The sequence below is a fragment of the Peribacillus sp. GL_122 genome, assembly GCF_057835005.1.
Genome location: NZ_CM174415.1, coordinates 4,022,275 through 4,041,849, shown reverse-complemented (window position 1 = coordinate 4,041,849; position 19,575 = coordinate 4,022,275). Strand labels below are relative to the sequence as shown.

Sequence of the window (19,575 nt, the reverse complement as noted above, 5' to 3'; positions counted from 1 at the left end):
ACCAATTCCGATTAGACTGCTCATATTTCGCTTGTCATTAATGATGTTTATGATATATTGTTAATTGGAAAGCTAAATAAGAACAGAATTTATTGGAGTTGAATATATATGCTGCATCAGTTTTCACGAAATGAATTGGCAATTGGCAAGGAAGGAATCGATATTCTGAAAAACACGACCGTTGCTGTCCTGGGGGTAGGAGGCGTTGGTTCATTTTCAGCCGAAGCATTGGCACGTTCCGGGGTAGGACGTATTATTCTTGTGGATAAAGACGATGTCGACATCACAAATGTAAACAGGCAGATCCATGCTCTATTATCAACAGTCGGTCAACCGAAAGCGGAATTGATGAAAAATCGCATTCAAGACATCAATCCCGACTGCGAAGTGATCGCACTTAAAATGTTCTATACAGAAGAGACGTTTGAAGAATTCTTCAGTTATGGCCTGGACTATGTCATAGATGCATCGGATACGGTCATTTATAAGATCCATGTGATGAAGGAATGCCTGAAACGGAATATTAAGGTGATTTCAAGCATGGGGGCCGCTAATAAGATGGACCCGACGCGTTTTCAAATTGCCGATATCTCCAAAACGCATACCGATCCGCTTGCCAAGGTCATTCGTACTAGATTGCGTAAGGAGGGCATAACAAAGGGAATTCCCGTTGTTTTCTCCGACGAGAGCCCTATTGTCATTCGTGAGGATGTCCGAAAAGAAGTCGGCAATGATGAGGCAAAAATTCGTAAAGCCCAAATGCCTCCGTCTTCGAATGCTTTCGTTCCATCCGTTGCGGGTTTAATTGCAGCAAGCTGGGTGATCAATGATATATTGAAAGACATTGAAGTTCGCCGTGTAAACGATTGATAAAAATCAACTGACTCTATAAAGGGTCAGTTTTTTTGTGTCGAATAGTAGATATTCCCTTTTAATAACTTTTTTATCCATATCATATAGACGGGGTCGAAAGAATGAGATACACTATTTTCAGAATATTATTTTTATTCAGATATTCTATTTGTTTAAAAGAACACACAAAACAAGGGGGTTTCAAATGAAGAAGAAAAAGCTAGCAGGAGTGTTTCTATCACTTTCATTGGTTGCAGGGGCGCTGGCAGGTTGTAGCGGCGACTCGAAAACTAGCAGTTCAGGCGGGGGTTCATCAAAATCTGGTGACACAATTAAAATTGGGGCCAACCTTGAATTGTCTGGAGGTACGGCATCATTCGGCCAATCGGCTGCAGATGGTTTGAAACTGGCCATCGATGAGATTAATAAAAAGGGCATCAACGGTAAAAAACTGGAAATCGTTAAGGTTGATAATAAATCAGATGCAGCAGAAGCTACAAGCGGTTCGATCAAGTTAGTCAGCCAGGACAAGGTTGTGGCTGTAGTCGGATCTGCGACAAGCACGAATACATTGGCACAGGTTCAAGTCGCACAGGATAATAAAGTTCCTCTACTCACACCAACTGCAACAAATCCCGACATTACCAACAAAGCTGGAAAATTAAATGATTATGTGTTCAGAACTTGCTTTATCGATCCATTCCAAGGTACGGTGGCAGCCAATTTCGCATCTGACGAAATAGGGGCAAAGACTGCTGCGATCTATGTGGATAGCGCAAGTGATTATTCTAAAGGACTGGCCGCAGCTTTTAAAGAAGCGTTCACTGCAAAAGGCGGTAAAATCGTGGCGGAAGAAGCTTATGTAACGAAAGATACTGATTTCCGCTCTACATTGACACGTATCAAATCCGCAAAACCGGAGTTCGTTTTCCTTCCTGGTTATTATGAAGAAGTCGGATTGATCTTAAAACAGGCACGTGAAGACGGCATAGACCTTCCATTCATGGGTGGGGACGGCTGGGATTCCCCGAAGGTCGTTGAAATTGCCGGAGCGGAAGCTTTAAAAAATACTTATATCACGAATCACTATTCCCCGGAAGATGAAGATGCTAAAATCCAGGATTTCGTTGCAGCCTTCGAAAAGGAATACGATAAAACACCGGATGCCTTTGCCGCACTTGGCTATGACACTGGGTACTACCTAGCCGATGCCATCAAGAGATCTGGAGATGCTTCTCCCGAAAAAATCAGACAAGCATTGGAAGATGTTAAAGATCTTCAATTAGTTTCCGGAACACTGAACCTTGATGAAAATCATGATCCGATCAAATCGGCGACCATCTTGGAATATGTAGATGGCAAACAAACGTTCAAGACAAAAATCAATCCATAATACCTTATGTGGATAGGGGGCAAGTTCCCCCTATTCTATATTCACTTAAAAAACACCTTAACGGGGAGAGTGCAATATGGAACTGATTCAGCAATTGGTAAATGGCATTTCACTCGGAAGCATTTATGCTTTGATCGCTCTTGGTTATACGATGGTATACGGAATCGTCAAGCTCATCAACTTCGCCCATGGCGACGTATTCATGGTCGGTTCATTTGTAGGGTTTTACGCCATTACCGTAATGGACTTATCCTTCATCCCGGCTTTATTGATTTCGATGGTCACATGTGCCATCTTTGGCGTTTTAATCGAACGCATTGCTTATAAACCCCTTCGTAATGCAACACGGATTGCGGCGTTGATAACGGCCATCGGTGTTTCCCTTCTGATAGAAAATGGGCTGATTTACATCCGGGGCGCCCAGCCGGAAGCCTATCCAAATAATGTCCTTCCGATGGATAAACTCGATATATTGGGAGTTTCCATCAGCAGTCAATCGATATTGATCTTATCTGTTTCCATCATATTAATGATCATCCTACAATTTGTTGTCCATAAAACCAAAATCGGCAAAGCGATGCGTGCCGTTTCATTCGATTCCGAAGCGGCAAAGCTGATGGGAATCAATGTGAATAATACGATTTCAGCTACGTTCGCCATAGGTTCGGCCCTGGCAGGGGCGGCTGGTGTCATTTTTGGAATCTACTATATTAAAATCGAACCATTGATGGGTGTCCTTCCTGGCCTTAAAGCATTTGTTGCAGCCGTCTTGGGCGGCATCGGCATCATTCCGGGCGCGATGGTCGGCGGTCTGCTGCTTGGAGTGATCGAAGCTTTGGTCAGTGCAGCCGGCTACTCATTATGGCGCGATGGTGTGGCTTTCGTCGTACTTATCTTGATTTTGATTTTCTTGCCGCAGGGACTGTTCGGTAAAAATAAAAGAGAAAAAGTATAGGGGAGACATGGCGATGACTACTTTAAAGAATTCAAAGGGTTTTTGGCTCTCGATCGTGCTCGCACTTATTTTTTTCGGAATCATGCAGTACACCATTTCAAACGGTATCCTTAATCCATTTTATATCAACACGCTTATGTTCATCGGCATCAATATCATGCTGGCGACGAGCCTTCATTTAATCATTGGAATAACCGGGCAGTTCTCGATCGGACATGCAGGTTTTTTAGCGGTTGGGGCCTATGCTTCCGCAGTCATGACAATGAAGCTGGAACTTCCTTTCATCATAGCTATATTGGCTGGGGGCGTCATCGCCGCTGTTGCGGGTATGGTGATCGGAATACCCAGCTTGCGTCTGAAGGGGGATTACTTGGCGATAGCTACCCTTGGATTTGGGGAAATTGTCCGGATCGTCCTTTTGAATATTGACTATGTAGGCGGGGCAAGCGGGATGCAGGTATCCCACCTGACCACTTGGCCATGGGTTTTTGCCTGTGTCATGATCACCGTCTTAGTCATCAGGAATTTCACCAATTCGACTCACGGGCGTGCATGCATATCCGTAAGGGAAGATGAAACGGCAGCTGATGCGATGGGAATCAATACGACCTATTATAAAGTGGCGGCTTTCGTCATCGGAGCTTTTTTTGCCGGAATTGCCGGATCGCTTTATGCCCATAATTTTTATATTATCCAGCCATCGAATTTCGGTTTCCTGAAATCCTTCGATATACTGATTTTCGTCGTACTTGGCGGTCTTGGAAGTCTTTCAGGCTCGGTTTTGGCCGCAATTCTACTGACGATCGTGACGACATTCCTTCAGGATTATCCGGAAACGAGGATGATCATCTACAGTCTTGTCCTGATCCTGATGATGATTTTCCGCCCGCAGGGTTTAATGGGAACAAGAGAAATCACATCATTGTTCAAACATAAAAAAACGAAAGGGGGCAAAAAGGATGGAAGCCACAATACCGTTGCTTAAAGTAGATTCGGTGGGTATCCGTTTTGGCGGATTGAAAGCGGTGTCCGATGTGAACGTCGAATTATTTCCAGGGGAACTAGTAGGCTTGATCGGACCGAATGGAGCTGGGAAAACGACCTTCTTCAATTTATTGACGGGTGTGTATGTCCCTACAGAAGGAACGATTGCCTTGAACGGGGAAAATCTAAATAAGCAGCCGCCATATAAAATTACCCGAAAAGGGATTTCGAGGACCTTTCAAAATATTCGCCTCTTCAGTGAGTTATCCGTGATAGATAACGTGAAGGTTGCTTACCACTCGCTTTCCAAGCATGGAATTGCAAGCTCCATATTCCGGGTGCCGGGACATTTTTCCGGAGAAAAGGAAATGAATGAAAAGGCGCTGGAATTCTTGAGGATATTCAGCCTTGATCATTTTAAGGATGAAAAAGCGAAGAATCTTCCATACGGACAGCAAAGGCGGTTGGAAATTGCCCGTGCTCTTGCCGCCAATCCGAAACTTCTTTTACTGGATGAACCTGCAGCCGGGATGAACCCGCATGAAACGAAAGAATTGATGAACCTCATTGCTTTTATCCGGAGGGAATTCAATCTTACCGTTTTGCTCATCGAACATGATATGTCATTGGTCATGGGGGTATGCGAACGGATTTATGTCCTTGATCATGGACAGCTTATCGCTCACGGAAAGCCGGAAGAAATCCGCAACGATCCAAAGGTTATCGAGGCATATTTAGGGGAGGAGGTTTCCTGATGCTGAAAATAGAGGACATCAATGTTTATTATGGCAATATCCAAGCGTTAAAAGGGGTTTCCATGGAGATAAACGAGGGGGAAATCGTGACTTTGATCGGGGCGAACGGAGCGGGAAAAAGCACTTTGCTTAAAACGATTTCCGGTCTGTTAAAACCAAAGCAAGGAAAAGTTCTGTTCGAAGGCGATCCGATCGGGGGAAAAGCTGCACAGTCCATCGTGAAAATGGGCATATCCCATGTACCTGAAGGCCGCCGTGTCTTTGCTAACATGACGGTTGCCGAAAACCTGGAGCTTGGGGCCTATTTGCGGAAAGACAAAGAGAACATTAATAAAGACATGAAAAAGGTCTATGAGTTATTTCCGAGACTGCTGGAGAGAATCAAACAGCAGGCTGGCACGCTTTCAGGCGGTGAACAGCAGATGCTTGCAATGGGGCGGGCTTTGATGGCGAAACCACGTTTATTATTGCTCGATGAACCTTCGATGGGCCTTGCACCGCTTCTGGTGAAGCAAATATTCAACATCATCCAGGAAATCAGTGAGTCCGGCACAACGATCCTTTTGGTCGAGCAAAACGCCAACCTTGCTTTATCCATTGCAGATCGGGCTTATGTCGTTGAAACGGGCCGAATCGTCCTCTCGGGCAATGCCGATGAACTCACTTCAAGTGAAGAAATAAAAATGGCCTATTTAGGAGGCCATTGAACCGCCGTTTGGCAGTTTGAGTTTGTAGTCAAAAGGAGTTGTTTGGAATGGGTGTGCGAGACTCCTGCGGGAAAAGCGCGTCCAAGGGAGACAACGCAGGAGCAAAGTCTGCTGAGGGCGGGACCGCCCGCGGAAAGCGAGTGCCCTACGTTCCAATCAACGTTAAATCAAATATTATCAGGTTTGTCTACAGTCAAGAACCGCCATTTGGCGGTTTTTTTGATTGATGATCGGGATATGCATAATATACAGGGAGATAAAAGCAGGGGATATTCATGCACGATTTTATACATCCAGTATAGTATTATTCAATTTTGATATAGGAATTAAGACTAAAAAACAATGAAAAAAATGGGTTTAATTCCCTATCAATATACTTGTATTTTGGAAAAAATGTAAGTAATAGGATGAAAAAAATAAGAGAATGAATAAAATTTTTTGAGCAATTAATAAAGATTTTACAATATCAATATAATTAAATTATCAGTTTTTTCTGATTATATCGCCTATTTTCGCAATATTTAAAATATATAAAGATAAAAATGATATAGCACTCTCTGTGAAAAATATCCTATTTAGCGAAATCTTCTCACAATTATTGTATAGACGGAATGAAAATTATGCGGTAAACTATTTTTCGAAATATTAATTTAATTTGAAACATTTCATCTAATCAATTTTTTCTGAGGCATCTTGAATAAATATTCATGCATCAGAGCTTGATTACAAAATGGGGGGATTATTTATGAAAAAGAAAAAGTTAGCAGGTGCATTCCTTTCTCTAACACTTGCTGCAGGAGTGCTGGCTGGTTGTTCCGGCTCTGGTTCATCAGAAAAATCAAGCGGGGATGGAGATACGATCAAGATCGGTGTCAACCTTGAATTATCTGGCGGCGTAGCTTCATATGGACAATCGATTGCAGAAGGCCTGGAGCTTGCGACTGCAGAAATCAATAAAGAAGGCATTGACGGTAAAAAAATTAAACTTATAAAAGTCGATAATAAATCTGAAGCATCTGAAGCGACAAGCGGAGCGATCAAGCTGACATCACAAGATCAGGTTGCAGCGATCGTTGGTGCAGCGACAAGCACGAACTCAATTGCACAAGTGCAGATTGCCCAAGATAATAAAGTGCCGGTCATCTCACCATCTGGTACAAGCCCTGAAATCACTTTCAGCAAGGATAAATTGAACGATTACATTTTCCGGACAAGCTTCATCGATCCGTTCCAAGGGACAGTAGCTGCGAATTTCGCCACTAAAGAAATCAAAGCGAAAAGTGCAGCCATCTATATTGACAGCGCAAGTGATTATTCAAAAGGGTTAGCCGCAGCCTTTAAAGAACAATTCGAAAAAAATGGCGGAAAGATCGTGGCTGAGGAAGCTTACATTGCGAAGGATACTGATTTCCGTTCCACATTGACTCGTTTGAAATCGGCAAAACCTGATTTCATTTTCCTTCCTGGTTACTATGAGGAAGCTGGTTTGATCGTGAAGCAGGCACGCGAAACTGGACTTGACGTTCCATTCATGGGCGGTGACGGCTGGGATTCTCCTAAGCTAGTTGAAATTGCCGGTGCAAAAGCTCTAAATAACACGTTCATCACGAACCATTATTCTTCAGGTGATCCTGATGAGAAAATTCAGAATTTTGTGTCAGCGTTTAAAGCGAAGTACAAAGATAAATCCCCGGATGCATTTAACGCTCTAGGATATGACACAGGATACTTCCTTGCAGACGCGATTAAACGTGCTGGTTCAGCGGATTCAGAAAAAATCAAAGAAGCGCTGGAAAAAACGGCGGACCTTGAGCTTGTAACGGGTACATTCACATTGGATGAAAAACATAATCCAATCAAATCTGCTACCATCCTTGAATTTAAAGAGGGAAAACAAGTATTCAACACAAAAATCAATCCTTAATTTCGGAGAAAAACTCCAACCTTTTCGCCGGCCCTTCGTCAATAAGAAGGTGCTGGCGAATTCTCATTTTCAAAGCATACCAGGTCGCTGAACTTCCCCATTGCGGAATGAAAAGAGTCTGGACTAATCACTCATAAAATTAGATTTTCAAGGAGAGTCGAACATGGAATTGATACAACAGTTAATAAACGGGATTTCACTAGGAAGTATTTATGCCCTTATCGCTCTCGGATATACGATGGTTTACGGGATTGTTAAATTGATAAACTTCGCACATGGCGATGTATTCATGGTCGGCTCATTCGTTGGGTTTTACTCGATAACGGTTCTGGATCTGTCATTCATTCCCGCCCTATTAATCTCGATGACGGTCTGTGCGCTGTTTGGGGTTTTGATCGAGCGTATCGCGTACAAGCCATTGCGTAACGCAACACGTATTGCTGCACTTATCACTGCCATCGGTGTTTCCCTTTTGATCGAATACGGATTCATCTACGTCCGCGGTGCACAGCCGGAAGCTTATCCGAATGATGTATTGCCGACAGACAAGTTCAATATTTTTGGAGTTTCCATCAATAGTCAATCGGTTTTGATTTTTGGAGTGGCCGTAGTTCTAATGATCATCCTTCAAATCATCGTTCATAAATCAAAAATAGGAAAAGCGATGCGTGCCGTTTCCTTCGACGCGGATGCAGCTAAGCTGATGGGAATAAATGTCGATAATACGATTTCTGCCACCTTTGCAATCGGTTCCGCATTGGCTGGGGCAGCGGGTGTCATTTTCGGTATTTACTATATTAAGATCGAGCCGCTCATGGGTGTGCTTCCGGGATTGAAGGCATTCGTTGCCGCCGTACTTGGAGGGATCGGGATTATACCGGGAGCTATGGTCGGTGGCCTATTGCTAGGTGTCATCGAAGCTTTGGTCAGTGCCGCCGGTTACTCATTATGGCGTGATGCTGTAGCCTTCGTCGTACTGATTCTTATCTTGATTTTCATGCCACAAGGCTTATTCGGTAAAAACAAAAAAGAAAAAGTATAGGGGAGACAAAGCAATGACTACAATTAAGCGAGCAAAAGGTTTTTGGCTCTCGATTTCACTATCATTGATCTTTTTCGCCGTAGTTCAAGTGTTAATCGGCGGCGGATCGCTAAATCCTTTTTATCAAAATACGCTCATGTTCATCGGGATCAATATCATTCTGGCAGCGAGCCTTCACTTGATCATCGGGATAACCGGGCAGTTCTCCATCGGACATGCCGGATTCCTGGCAGTCGGTGCCTATGCTTCGGCCGTTATGACGATGAAGCTGGAAATGCCATTTTATGCGGCATTGATAGTCGGAGGTTTGGCGTCAGCGTTGGCAGGATTGATCATCGGAATTCCAAGCTTACGCTTAAAAGGTGACTACCTGGCGATTGCGACCCTCGGTTTTGGGGAAATCGTCCGGATCATGCTTTTGAATATCGATTATGTCGGAGGAGCGAGCGGCATGCAGGTTTCCCATTTGACCACTTGGCCGTGGGTATTCGCTTCCGTCCTCGTTACGATCATCGTCATCAGAAACTTTACTAGCTCGACCCATGGCAGAGCCTGCATATCGATCCGCGAGGACGAGACGGCTGCCGATTCGATGGGAATCAACACGACGTATTACAAAGTTGTCGCGTTTGCAATCGGTGCATTTTTTGCCGGTATTGCTGGAGGGCTTTACGCTCATAACTTCTATATCATCCAGCCATCGAACTTCGGATTCTTGAAATCATTCGATATTTTGATCCTAGTCGTACTTGGCGGTCTTGGAAGTCTTTCCGGTGCCGTATTGGCCGCGATATTACTGACGGTAGTCACGACTTTCCTGCAGGATTATCCGGAAACTCGAATGATCATCTACAGCCTTGTGCTTATCGTGATGATGCTCTATCGTCCACAAGGTTTAATGGGGACAAAAGAAATAACATCCATGTTCAAACGTAAAGGAGGAAGCAGCCATGAAAAAAATAAAAACACCGCTGCTTAAAGTCGATTCAGTCGGCATCCAGTTCGGAGGGCTTAAAGCCGTTTCTGATGTTAACGTCGAGTTATATCCAGGAGAATTAATTGGCTTGATCGGGCCGAACGGCGCTGGAAAAACAACTTTCTTTAATTTGCTGACAGGAGTTTACGTCCCGACAGAGGGCACCATTTCTTTGGAAGGTGAGAACTTAAGAAAACTGCCTCCATATAAAATCACACAAAAAGGGATCAGCCGGACATTCCAGAACATTCGCTTATTCAGTGAACTATCCGTGATAGATAATGTTAAAGTGGCATATCATTCGCTTTCGAAGCATGGCATTTTAAGTTCAATCTTCCGCATGCCGATCCATTTTAAAGGCGAAAAGGAAATGGATGAAAAGGCGATTGAGTTCCTGAAGATCTTCAACCTTGATCAATATAAGGATGAAAAGGCGAAGAACCTGCCATATGGTAAACAAAGACGTTTAGAAATCGCCCGCGCACTTGCAGCCAACCCGAAACTGCTTTTACTGGATGAACCGGCTGCGGGGATGAATCCCCAGGAAACGCATGAACTCATGAACCTGATTGCCCTTATCCGTAAGAAGTTTGATTTGACCGTATTATTGATAGAACATGATATGCCGCTCGTCATGGGTGTTTGCGAACGCATATACGTACTCGATCACGGACAACTGATCGCTCAAGGAAAGCCAGAGGAAATCCGTAACAATCCAAAAGTCATCGAGGCCTATCTGGGCGAGGAGGTTTCATAATGTTAAAAATCGAGGACATCAACGTCTATTACGGAAACATTCAAGCCTTGAAAGGAATCTCGCTTTCTATTAACGAAGGCGAAATCGTGACCCTTATCGGGGCGAATGGAGCCGGGAAAAGCACGATGCTGAAAAGCATTTCCGGCCTATTAAAACCAAAACAAGGGAAGATTATCTACGAAGGGCAATCCATCGGCGGAAAGGCAGTACAATCCATCGTGAAAATGGGCATCTCCCATGTCCCTGAAGGCCGGCGTGTCTTTGCTAACATGACGGTTGAAGAAAACCTTCAGCTTGGTGCTTATTTACGCAAAGATAAGGCAGGAATCAAGCAGGATATGGAGAAAGTCTATGAATTATTCCCGCGTTTGCTAGAGCGCCTGAAACAGCAATCCGGGACCCTTTCCGGAGGGGAACAGCAAATGCTCGCAATGGGCAGGGCACTCATGGCCAAGCCCCGGCTTCTGTTATTGGACGAGCCATCGATGGGACTCGCGCCATTATTGGTGAAGCAAATCTTTAACATCATCGAAGAAATCAACAAAACAGGTACAACGATCCTGCTGGTCGAACAAAATGCCAACTTAGCACTATCCATCGCGGACAGAGCCTATGTTGTCGAAACCGGCCGAATTGTCCTATCAGGCAAATCAGAGGAACTGACCGCAAGCGAAGAAATCAAGAATGCCTATTTAGGTGGACATTAAACCGCTTTATAGCGGTTACAGACTGCAGGCAAACTCGAGGAAAAGCGAGTTTGCCTGCAGTTTTTTTATTTTAAAAAGTTCCAGTTGATTTCAGAAATCCGCTCCCTTTCCGCCGACTGTCTACCAAGCCTCATCAAAGCAAGCGGCTGTGGGGTCTCGGCAAGCCAGTAATTCGGCAGGAGTGTCGCAAATTTCTTCAATCTAGTGTTTCATCCATATAAAAAGTAAAAAACATGAAGGATAAACAAGTCTTCTTTTAAAAAAGGATTCGGGTGAGATACTTCGGCCCCCTTTTTTAGACAAAAGTGTTTTTATCTGAATAAGTTGATTGGAACGGAAGGTACGAGACTCCTGCGGGAAAAGCGAGTCCAGGGGAGACCCCACAGGCGCGAAGCGTCGAGGAGGCTCCCGGACCGCCCGCGGAAAGCGAGTGCCTGGAGTGGAAATCAAAGTACAAATTTTAAAGTAATCAATTATTATCAAGTTTGTCTACAGTCAACCGCTTTGTTTTAAAATTAGATAGAACCCAATTTGTCGACAACTGAAACCGCTTTATAGCGGTTTTTTGTTTTTTAAATAAGCTATTTTAACTAGATAAAAAGGTTAGTAAATCCAAATCAGACGGTATACAATCTAGTTAGGAATAATAGTAGAATTGGTTCATGATATAACCTCATCGATAGCTATTCTTAATCATATTTTTGGAGTGATTGTATGCACAAACTTATTCAGGCTTTACTGCCGGTATTATTACTGTTTATGATTCTGCCAATCTACCAGCCAGATGCTGCATCTGCAGAAGAAACCCCGCAATCAGATGGTGTCATCGTCAAATATAAAGAGACGAACGATGAGCCGATCAACGAGTTGATAGAAAAGGTGGAGGTTCCTAAAGGGGAAACGACCGACAACGTAATCGAGGAACTTGAAGAACAGAAGAATGTGGAATATGCAGAACCAAACTATCTTTTCAAGAAGATGGAAAGTCCGAACGATCCAGCTTACATAGACCAATGGCATCATAAAAGGCTTGGTACGAGTGCAGCGTGGACAAAAACAATGGGATCAAAGGAATTGATCGTGGCCATTATTGATGACGGCATCGATCGCAACCACGAAGATTTAAAAGGGAAGATCGTCAATGCTTATGATACGATAAAAAATCGGAAGCATATCGTACCAAAAGGGGCGCATGGAACGCATATCGCAGGCATCATTGCCGGTTCTGCGAACAACGGCATAGGCGGAACGGGTGTTGCCCCGAATGTTAAACTAATGCCGATCAATGTCTTTGATGGAGAGTATGCCGATACGGCGGATATCATTGAAGCGATACATTATGCCGTTCAGCAAAAGGCAAACATCATCAATATGAGTTTAGGAGACACCAGTTATTCGGAGGCCTTGAATAAGGCTGTCCAGGAAGCCTATAAAAAAGGCGTACTGATCGTCGCGGCTGCCGGGAATGAAGGGGATATGGGGAAAAATGTACAGCGTGTGTACCCAGCCGCATTCAGCCACGTCATATCCGTTGCTGCCACTGACTCAAGGGACAGGCGTCCCAGTTATTCCAACTACCATTCAACAGTCGATATCGCGGCCCCTGGAGATGATATCCTTTCAACCTTGCCATATGGTAGATACGGCTGGATGAGCGGAACATCGATGGCCACGCCGATGGTGGCAGGTGTAGCGGCATTGATTTGGTCCAATGAGCCCAAACTTAACAAAACCGAGGTCGAATACCGCCTCTACGATTCAGCCGTGGACCTAGGTGCAAAAGGGAAAGACATATACTATGGAAACGGGCGGGTCAATGCCAAAAAAGCACTCGAGATGAAGACACTGACCAAACCGGCCGTGACCGCGATATCCGATAAGGACACCAAGATCAATGGGAAAATCCCGACTGATTTTAAAACGGGGACTGTCTCCATTTATACCGGTAAAAAGCAACTCGCCACAGTGAAAATCAACGGCGAAAAAACGTTTACAGCGACTATTGCAAAACAAACAGCCGGAACGACCATCTCTACTAGGCTAATCGATAAATCGGGAAATAAAAGTATTCCTGTTTCATTTAAAGTGGCAGATAAAACGGCTCCTGCAAGACCGTCCGTAAATACGGTAGGTGACAATACCGTCAAAGTAACCGGCAAAGCGGAAGCGGGCTCTTCCGTCACTGTCAAAACTGGCAGTACGGTTCTAGGTAAAGCAAATTCCAACAGCGCAGGGAATTTCACCGTAACGATGTCAAAAAAACAAATAGCCGGAAAAGTCCTATCCGTTACAGCAACCGATAAAGCAGGAAATGTTAGCTCGATCAAAACAGTAACCGTCGCAGACAAAACAGCACCAAGTAAACCGACGGTCAACACAGTAACGACAAAAACGACAAAAGTAACAGGCAAAGCAGAAGCCAACTCCACGGTATCCATCAAAGCATCAAGAAAAGTGATCGGCTCTGCCACTGCAACGTCCAAAGGCACATTCTCGGTTAAAATCCCCAAGCAAAAAGCCGGGCAGAACCTATATACCTATGCCAAAGACAAAGCGAAAAACGTTAGCGAATCAAGAAAAGTCACAGTTAAAAAGTAATAAAAAACAAGAACAGCTCCCAATACTCAAATTGGGGGCTGTTCTTGTCAATCTCTATTTCCATACATCATTTCCGTGCTTCGGCTGTAAAGTTCAATGATATTGCCGAAAGGATCTTCACATTGAACTACCCATCACTTATCGACCTTACAGTCTGATTGAAGTGGGGAATTCCTAAGAACATTGCTACTCCCGTAGTTACTACGCTTTGCTGCATAGCTTTGCAGACCAACAGAGGTTCAATCAATCAGATCTTATCGAAATTGAAATTGCTATCCTTATTTTAAAATACAAATAAGGTGCTGCCATTACGTAGCACCTCAGCTTTTTAAAATTTCTATTAGCCATACAATTTCAAAATGACTTCTTCTTGTTTTATTTTTTCTTTGATTGTAACCAGTCTAAAAAGTCATCCCTGAAAACCCTCTTGGACCTTTTTAAACGAATTAAAGGAAAATCGGGACTTCCCATGTATTCATCAGCAGTTCTTTCACTAACGTTTAAATAATCTGCCAAATGCTCTACAGTTAATAATTCTGGTAGTTGTGATATTTCATTCGTTTCGTTCGTTATTATTTCTTCCCTTTTTTCATCATTTACGTAATTTATATGGCCTTCTCCAATGAATACCGCTACTTTCGAACACTTGGGACACGTCAGTGTATCAACCCTATCTTCGATAACAGAAAAACGAGATACTACGCCAAACAGTGTTGAACAACTTTCACATAAATAAGTATATACACCTTCCACTTTCAAATTTATCACTCCTTTGACTTATTATTTGTTAAACTAACAAAATCTATAAGGAGCCAATCTGATATGTGACAGGTTTCACTAATCAAGCTTCTATTTATTGTGCTACCCCGAAGGTACTCCTCCATTATGGCTACAATATCCTAGGGCTATTAGGATGAACCAACAAAAGATATAAGTTTTTTTAAATTATAATTACATTGAAGTGTTTAACTAGTATAATATCATAGGTATATTGTCTGTTTTTCAAAATATAGGGTGTGACAAAGGTACCTGCAAAATATGTCGTAGGATTACAAGTTCCGGAAAACATGGGGGGAAAGAATTGAAACAAGAAACAGTTTATGGTCGTCTTGAAAATGGAAATCCTGTTTTATTGGATGACTATTGCCTTTTCAATGGCACAAAGAGTATAAGTAAAAAAAGGAAATTCAATATAAAGTATTTCGTGTATAGTCAAGAAACGAACAATACGGTTACTCTCTCAGCATATGAACCAATGACAATCTTACAAACAATCACTTTAAAGAAAGGTCATGTTAATAAAGAGGGGAAATTTGAGAATGAAAGAATCATTTTCTTCGTAGATACAAACTGCAAACTTTCCTTCGTGAAAACAAATCAAAAAAATCTGCAGATAGACAAAACTCTGGATAAAATAGAGAAAAGCCCGTTTTTCAAAAGTTTAGTATTCCTTTTATTCTTTCGCTTCCTATTTGTTGGGGTCATGCGTTTCAGAAATTATTCGTTCAAAGAAGCATATTTATCGTTCGGTTACGATAAAAGTATAAATTTCAAAGTGCATTTTCTCTTTCCAGTCAAAATAAGAGAGAAATTTGCATTGAAGACAGGAAAGATATCCGTACTCATTCATACTTACTGGACTTTCGTGCCAATGAAAGAAATTTATCAACATTATGTAAATACTAGCGAGATAAATACGCCTATTTTTATCCAACTCAGTCACTCTGATCATAATTATTGGTATAATTTTAAATCAGACTCTAAGCACAAATACGATAAAAATCATTATCTGTACAACACCCGTTCCTATCGTTTGGGGCAGATGAATAGTGAACTTTTTATTCGGAAGTCTATCACAGGTCAATACGTTATCGTATTGACAAGTATGATGAGCAAAAGCATTATAATAAAAGAAAGATTTGCTTATCTCATTAGCCTTTTTTCACAAAACAAAAAAAAATACGACATCTATTTTGAAAAGTTTAGTGCAGGGGCTTCGGAATCAGCATTTGAACTGTTTAAATATGCATTCAAGATGGGGGATTCCTGCGTTTATATATTAGAAAAAGGCCACCCCGAATACCAAAATCTTAAGCAACATTACGGCAGGGCCCTTGTTGGGAAAAATAGTTTTCTAGCATTTTATCACATCTTTTTAGCCAGAAGCTTTCAATCTTCCGATCTGGTTGGACATATACAACGCCGACTGTACGATAACGATTATTTAATTAAGAAAAAGGTTCTTTCAACTGATAAAAAAATAATGTTGCAGCATGGACCATGTATGGCGACCAATATTTTCGAACGTGGTTACTTTAACCGTAAAGTGCCGATTGCACCAGATTACATGCTCGTAAATTCCAATTTTGAGAAAAACTTATTCCTTAATAATACAGGTTATACGGAAAAAGAACTGATGGTAACAGGGCTGCCTAATATTGATTTATATGTCAAGGAACAACAAAGTGAAAAAAATCAAATTACATTTATGCTTACATGGCGACCATGGGACCTCACAGGAAGCATTGAAGTTGGAAGCTATTTAGACCGGTATTTCTCCTTCTTGGAATTGATTCGAAAAGAGAAGTTCTATAAAGATAAAAAAATTAATGTCATTCTCCATCCTAAATCAAGAATCATACTTCAAGAACAGTTCCCAGATATATATGATAAATACGAAGAATCGTTTTATATAGGGGACATAAAGGATGCTCTATTGAACAGTAAAGTTGTCATATCCGATTATTCTTCTATTACTTTTTATGCGTTTGCAGGTGGAAGTAATGTTATCTTCTATTGGGAAGACAAAGCCTTGGCAGAAGTGGAATATGGCGCGCCTAACATTCTCCAGAAAGAGATTGCTTTTGGCGGCATAGTAGAGATATTCAAGGATTTGCACTCCGAAATAGTTTACAGTTACAATAACCCACAATCTCCTTTCTATACTTCACAGTTTTCAAAATTAATGGAGTGCACAAGTGGTCACAATACTAAAAATACCTATGACTACATTCAAAACATACTTTTCGAAAGTGAACATAACCCTTTAGAGGAAGAGAGTGCATTTACTATTCCTGAAAAGCAATCTTCTGCTTCTTGATTGTTCTGAATGAAACGTCAACCCGGGACAAAGAGGGGATAAGGCCACCAATTGGTGGTCTTTTGAATGTGTGATAATTTACATCATACATTCAAATTAGAGAAAAATACCTTTGAAAGGGACAAACGGCACCGTTTTGGACAAAAAAAAGAAGCAATAGCCAATATTGCTTCTTTTTTACATATATCGACCTCATGAAATTTTTTAAATCTCACCCTCTTCAAGCCTCCTATTATACTCAACTTTACTAATTAATCCCTTTGCATTACAGGTAAGACAATCTGTATAAATATCGTAAGCACCTGTACCTGCACAAACATGGCATTTAACATGAGTTTCCGGTATATCCTTATGCATGAATGAAAAAGCTTTTCCAATATACTGCAGAATAATCATTCCCAAAACTCCTTTTTTTTCTATCATACAACGAAAAAGAGAGAAGGAAACAGGGAATACAATAACATTACTTAAAACAAATAAAACCATAACATAGTTTACATAGGGTTAAAAAATGTACTGATGTTAATGCGATAAACTGTTCTACAAACACTTCTGTTTTCAGGAAAAAAGAACATCCATAAAGATGTCCCTTAATGTGTAATTACTTCATTTTTCTTAAAATCCATAGGTAAGCCAAGATTGAAATCCCCACAGAGACTGCTGCCATTATGTAAATGCTTATATACCCGAAAAGATAGCCGATTTGTCCGAAGAGGATGGCACCGAAACCGATTCCAAGATCAAAGAAGGAATAGAAAGTGGCATTGGCCATCCCTTTTCGATTTCGAGCAGCGTGTTCAAGAGACCACGCTTGAAGAGCCGGTTGGACAGCACCAAATCCAATGCCATAAAAAATAGCTGCCAAATACAGAATCATGTTACTTGGCATCCAGGCTAGCAATAGCATCGCCACTACGATAAAAAGAGTGGATGGAATGAAGACAGCTTGATGTCCTTTTTGATCATAGATTTTTCCAGCAAACATACGTGTGAAAATAAGCGCTAAAGCGTAAAGAAAAAAGTATCCTTGAATACCTGTCAGACCTTTTTCAATTGTATAAAGCGGTAAGAAGGTAGCAGTCCCGCCAAAAGTTACCGTAATGAAAAAAACAAGAACGGATGGAGCAACAGCGCTTTTTTCATAAATGTCAAACCTATTAGTTTTTACTGGGACAGAAGCATGATCTACTTTTTTATAAGTAATTGTTGAAGCCATGATCCAAGCTGCCAGGCTTAATACACCGCAAAATAAAAACAAATGTTGAAAGGTTAAAACATCCGCTAAGAAAAGCCCGAATGAAGGACCAAAAGCCATCGCCAAATTACCCGATAAAGTGAAGTATCCCATTCCCTCACCCCGACGCTTTGCTGGGATAAGATCAGAGGCAATCGTACCTGATGCCGTGGTCGCATATCCCCAGCCAATCCCTTGCACAATCCTCATAGCGCATAGAAGGAAAATACTCATCATAAATCCAAACGAACCAATCGCTACAGCCAAAAGGGCTAGACCGAACAAGAAAACAAAACGTCTACCTTTTGTTTCCAAGGCCTGTCCAGCAAAGGGGCGGACAATCAGGGCAGAAAATAAAAACATGCCAGCAACTAACCCAATATACCGTTCATTGCCGCCAAGCTCTTTTACAAAAAGCGGAAGGGTAGGGGAAGTCATCTGAAAGGATAAAAAAACAAAAAAGTTAGCCAAGAAAATCATAATAAAATCACGCGACCAGATTTTATTAACAACCGGAAGCTCTTCTTTTAACAAAGGTACACCCATAATAGTTATTCTCCTTAATTGATAGTAATTATCATTCTCATTTTACTAAAGTTATAGAGAACAATCTATTAAAATTAAGAGATCACTATAAATCTAAGTAATATTGACTACAACAAAATAAAAAGAGCCCTAAGGCTCTAAAATAAACTATTAATGATCAATTTAATCCATCCAATAAAAGAAATCCATAGCGGTATGCTCAAAGATGTACCAAACAAAAGTCCTTTTAAGAAATTCCCTTCATTTTTACCTATCATATTGAACACACCTCTCGGCCTGATTTTCTTATGATAATTATAAATGAAAGCGCTTTCTTTGTATATGAGGCATTTGAGGTAATTAATTTACAATTTAATCCATAGATTAAGCAGACAAGTTGAATAAAAAATTAATGTAATAATAATTAAAAACTAGCCCATTAATGATAATAAAACACATACGGAGTTAAGTTGCATGATTTAAAAAGACAAAAAATTCGTATTACGCTACCTTTATAGTCATTATTATTCAATCAAACCATTATTAAATGTTTAAACTGAAATATTTAGAAATAAATGTTATCTCCCACTTTTGCGCCTTTTGGCGGTGAGCCCTTCTATTTTTCATATCACCATTTATTAATTTTCACAAGTTTTTTATTTCCCTCGAAGCAGCCACCGATGATTCCTTACCTTTATCTAAATTTCTTACCTGCAGAAGAAAATATTTATTACTTGAGTCTATAAGGTATGTTTTCGCTTTAACTGAATTTAATACACGATAGAATAAGGTTGGTTTGCTAATGAAATGTGAAGAATGTGCACGGATGACCAACTTTAAGTATTCAACTAGGGCATCATAGAGAGGCTATGGGTTTCATGGTTTACTTAAATTTCCTGTTATAAATTGATTCTTTGAGCAAGGTGTTAAACCTTTGTAAAATAAGACTTTTCTATAAAGAATATTAATATTTTTTGAACAACAGGACAAATGTATAAACCATGCAGTATAAAATTGCATTAACTATATAAAACACTTAGAAATGAGATAAATTAAATTAATGATA

Annotated in this window: 18 protein-coding genes; 14 read left to right on the top strand and 4 right to left on the bottom strand. The window is 41.2% G+C overall.

The window, feature by feature from the left end:
• The first annotated feature begins 108 nt into the window (after positions 1-108).
• The 12 genes from AC3ISB_RS19540 (at position 109) to AC3ISB_RS19485 (ending at position 11,052) form a co-directional block, all read left to right on the top strand.
• A complete protein-coding gene (locus AC3ISB_RS19540; protein WP_034308767.1) occupies positions 109-870 on the top strand; it encodes a tRNA threonylcarbamoyladenosine dehydratase in 762 nt (253 codons plus the stop codon).
• Positions 871-1,057: 187 nt separating this feature from the next.
• Positions 1,058-2,245, top strand: coding sequence for an ABC transporter substrate-binding protein (locus tag AC3ISB_RS19535; RefSeq protein ID WP_098369667.1), 1,188 nt, complete (start codon positions 1,058-1,060; stop codon positions 2,243-2,245).
• A gap of 76 nt (positions 2,246-2,321) precedes the next feature.
• Entirely contained in the window at positions 2,322-3,200 is an 879-nt protein-coding gene (locus AC3ISB_RS19530) for a branched-chain amino acid ABC transporter permease (RefSeq protein ID WP_098369668.1), read from the top strand.
• Positions 3,201-3,213: 13 nt separating this feature from the next.
• A complete protein-coding gene (locus AC3ISB_RS19525) occupies positions 3,214-4,185 on the top strand; it encodes a branched-chain amino acid ABC transporter permease (RefSeq protein WP_098369669.1) in 972 nt (323 codons plus the stop codon).
• The gene (locus AC3ISB_RS19520) at positions 4,160-4,939 is read left to right on the top strand and encodes an ABC transporter ATP-binding protein (RefSeq protein ID WP_489273928.1); all 780 of its coding nucleotides are present in this window, start codon (positions 4,160-4,162) and stop codon (positions 4,937-4,939) included. Before AC3ISB_RS19525 ends, AC3ISB_RS19520 begins: the two co-directional genes overlap by 26 nt.
• Positions 4,939-5,646, top strand: a complete 708-nt coding sequence (locus AC3ISB_RS19515; protein WP_098369671.1) for an ABC transporter ATP-binding protein — start codon at positions 4,939-4,941, stop codon at positions 5,644-5,646. The genes AC3ISB_RS19520 and AC3ISB_RS19515 overlap by 1 nt, the downstream gene beginning before the upstream one ends.
• Before the next feature lie 47 nt (positions 5,647-5,693).
• Positions 5,694-5,873, top strand: coding sequence for a hypothetical protein (locus tag AC3ISB_RS19510; protein WP_489273925.1), 180 nt, complete (start codon positions 5,694-5,696; stop codon positions 5,871-5,873).
• A gap of 518 nt (positions 5,874-6,391) precedes the next feature.
• On the top strand, positions 6,392-7,570 hold the full coding sequence (locus AC3ISB_RS19505) for an ABC transporter substrate-binding protein (protein ID WP_076365040.1): 1,179 nt from the start codon (positions 6,392-6,394) through the stop codon (positions 7,568-7,570).
• Between the two features lie 163 nt (positions 7,571-7,733).
• Positions 7,734-8,612, top strand: a complete 879-nt coding sequence (locus AC3ISB_RS19500; protein WP_141995115.1) for a branched-chain amino acid ABC transporter permease — start codon at positions 7,734-7,736, stop codon at positions 8,610-8,612.
• Positions 8,613-8,625: 13 nt separating this feature from the next.
• Positions 8,626-9,591 carry a branched-chain amino acid ABC transporter permease gene (locus AC3ISB_RS19495; RefSeq protein ID WP_141995116.1) on the top strand — a complete coding sequence of 322 codons (966 nt, stop codon included), beginning with the start codon at positions 8,626-8,628 and terminating at the stop codon, positions 9,589-9,591.
• Positions 9,563-10,345: an ABC transporter ATP-binding protein gene (locus AC3ISB_RS19490; protein ID WP_098369675.1), complete on the top strand. Its 783-nt coding sequence runs from the start codon at positions 9,563-9,565 to the stop codon at positions 10,343-10,345. The genes AC3ISB_RS19495 and AC3ISB_RS19490 overlap by 29 nt, the downstream gene beginning before the upstream one ends.
• Entirely contained in the window at positions 10,345-11,052 is a 708-nt protein-coding gene (locus AC3ISB_RS19485) for an ABC transporter ATP-binding protein (protein ID WP_098369676.1), read from the top strand. The genes AC3ISB_RS19490 and AC3ISB_RS19485 overlap by 1 nt, the downstream gene beginning before the upstream one ends.
• 65 nt (positions 11,053-11,117) lie before the next feature.
• On the opposite strand, the gene AC3ISB_RS19480 is transcribed toward AC3ISB_RS19485, so the two are convergent.
• Positions 11,118-11,252 (bottom strand): hypothetical protein, encoded by a 135-nt coding sequence (locus tag AC3ISB_RS19480; RefSeq protein WP_489273921.1) that lies wholly within the window; start codon positions 11,250-11,252, stop codon positions 11,118-11,120.
• Positions 11,253-11,766: 514 nt separating this feature from the next.
• Here AC3ISB_RS19480 and AC3ISB_RS19475 point away from each other — a divergent pair.
• Positions 11,767-13,650 (top strand): S8 family serine peptidase, encoded by a 1,884-nt coding sequence (locus AC3ISB_RS19475; protein ID WP_489273919.1) that lies wholly within the window; start codon positions 11,767-11,769, stop codon positions 13,648-13,650.
• A gap of 375 nt (positions 13,651-14,025) precedes the next feature.
• Here the strand turns inward: AC3ISB_RS19475 and AC3ISB_RS19470 are convergent, their stop codons facing one another.
• Positions 14,026-14,403 carry a helix-turn-helix domain-containing protein gene (locus AC3ISB_RS19470; RefSeq protein ID WP_489276972.1) on the bottom strand — a complete coding sequence of 126 codons (378 nt, stop codon included), beginning with the start codon at positions 14,401-14,403 and terminating at the stop codon, positions 14,026-14,028.
• 328 nt (positions 14,404-14,731) lie between these two features.
• Between AC3ISB_RS19470 and AC3ISB_RS19465 the strand changes: the two genes are divergently transcribed.
• Positions 14,732-16,750 carry a CDP-glycerol glycerophosphotransferase family protein gene (locus AC3ISB_RS19465; protein ID WP_489273917.1) on the top strand — a complete coding sequence of 673 codons (2,019 nt, stop codon included), beginning with the start codon at positions 14,732-14,734 and terminating at the stop codon, positions 16,748-16,750.
• Between the two features lie 204 nt (positions 16,751-16,954).
• Here the strand turns inward: AC3ISB_RS19465 and AC3ISB_RS19460 are convergent, their stop codons facing one another.
• Together AC3ISB_RS19460 and AC3ISB_RS19455 are read right to left on the bottom strand one after the other, a co-directional pair.
• On the bottom strand, positions 16,955-17,146 hold the full coding sequence (locus AC3ISB_RS19460) for a hypothetical protein (protein WP_034308728.1): 192 nt from the start codon (positions 17,144-17,146) through the stop codon (positions 16,955-16,957).
• A gap of 205 nt (positions 17,147-17,351) precedes the next feature.
• Complete coding sequence (locus tag AC3ISB_RS19455) at positions 17,352-18,530, bottom strand: MFS transporter (RefSeq protein WP_489273914.1); 1,179 nt, start codon at positions 18,528-18,530, stop codon at positions 17,352-17,354.
• Positions 18,531-19,575: the final 1,045 nt, after the last annotated feature.